The sequence below is a fragment of the Flavobacterium sp. TC780 genome (genome assembly GCF_056783245.1).
On sequence record NZ_JBXBAV010000164.1, the window covers coordinates 1 to 1,211 of the forward strand.

3 protein-coding genes are annotated in these 1,211 nt (G+C 35.4%); all 3 read left to right on the plus strand.

The genetic code is table 11. The features are described 5' to 3' along the window. Positions 1–46 precede the first annotated feature (46 nt). Complete coding sequence (locus AC1RYN_RS18345; RefSeq protein ID WP_481808108.1) at positions 47–178, plus strand: hypothetical protein; 132 nt, start codon at positions 47–49, stop codon at positions 176–178. Continuing rightward, positions 156–707 (plus strand): condensation domain-containing protein, encoded by a 552-nt coding sequence (locus AC1RYN_RS18350; protein ID WP_481808109.1) that lies wholly within the window; start codon positions 156–158, stop codon positions 705–707. Before AC1RYN_RS18345 ends, AC1RYN_RS18350 begins: the two co-directional genes overlap by 23 nt. Then, positions 704–1,211: condensation domain-containing protein (locus AC1RYN_RS18355; RefSeq protein WP_481808110.1), on the plus strand; the 508-nt coding region annotated here is incomplete at its 3' end. The genes AC1RYN_RS18350 and AC1RYN_RS18355, both read left to right, overlap by 4 nt.

The following is a 1,211-nucleotide window of genomic DNA, read 5'->3' on the forward strand; positions in this document are numbered from 1 at the left end:
GATAAAGAAGGTATAAAATACGCCTTGCAGCAGATTGTTTCAAGACATGAAGATATTCCTAAGTACTATTGAACAAATTGAAGATCATGAACATGGTATTCAGAAAATACATGATGAAGCGCTTCTTATCAAAGAAGTTAGTGTAATGGCTACCGATGATTATCAGTCCTATGATTGAAGAAGACATCAATCGCCCTTTTAATTTAAGTACTGAGTATCCTATCCGTATTACGTTTTATACTATTGAATCAGCTGCTGATTACTTATTAAATAAAACAATATTACTCATTACAACCCATCATATTGCCAGTGATGGTTGGTCGATGGAGGTATTTCAAAGAGAATTATCGGCTTATTATGAAGCGTATATTAACAATAATAAAAACTTCAGTTTACCAGAATTAGAATTTCAATACAAGGATTATGCGTTGTGGCAACGCGATTATTTGACTGGGGAAGTTTTAGAAAGGCAGCTAAGTTATTGGAAAGGAAAACTTTCAGGATTCCAGACTTTAGAATTTCCTACGGATTATGCCAGACCGGCAGAAATAGATTATAGAGGAGATCATCAGGAATTTGCACTAGATAAAGGGCTTAGTCAAAAATTACGCTCATTAGCTCATCAGTCTGGCATAACCTTAAACAGCTTGATGTTAAGCAGTGTGAATAATCTCTTTATAAGTATACAGGTCAGAATGATATTGTGATTGGTACTGCAATAGCCAATCGTCATCACAGACAAACGGAAGGATTGATTGGTTTTTTTGTCAATACACATGCGCACAGAACCCAACTTACCAATGCTCAAAGTTTTGAAGCATTGATCCAACAAGTGCATCAGGAACAAATAAATAGTCAATTGCATCAGGACTTGCCTTTTGAGAAATTAATTGGCGAGTTGAAAGTTGAACGAGATGGCTCAAGGCATCCTATTTTTCAGGTTCTGTTTGGAGTACAAGGTTTTGGTACTCCTGAGAGAACATCCAATGATCAAAAAAATTACCTAAACCCCTTTCAGATAGGAGATGTTTCTAGGAATGAGGTAGCAAAATTTGATTTATCTATTTTTATTAATGATAGTGAGGAAGAACTCACAGGTGAGATTAGCTATGCTACTAGCTTGTTTGATAAAGGCACCATAGTTAGGTTAATCCATCATTACATCTATCTTTTAGAAGAGTTAGCTAAAGCTCCTAATAAAGCGTATAGTG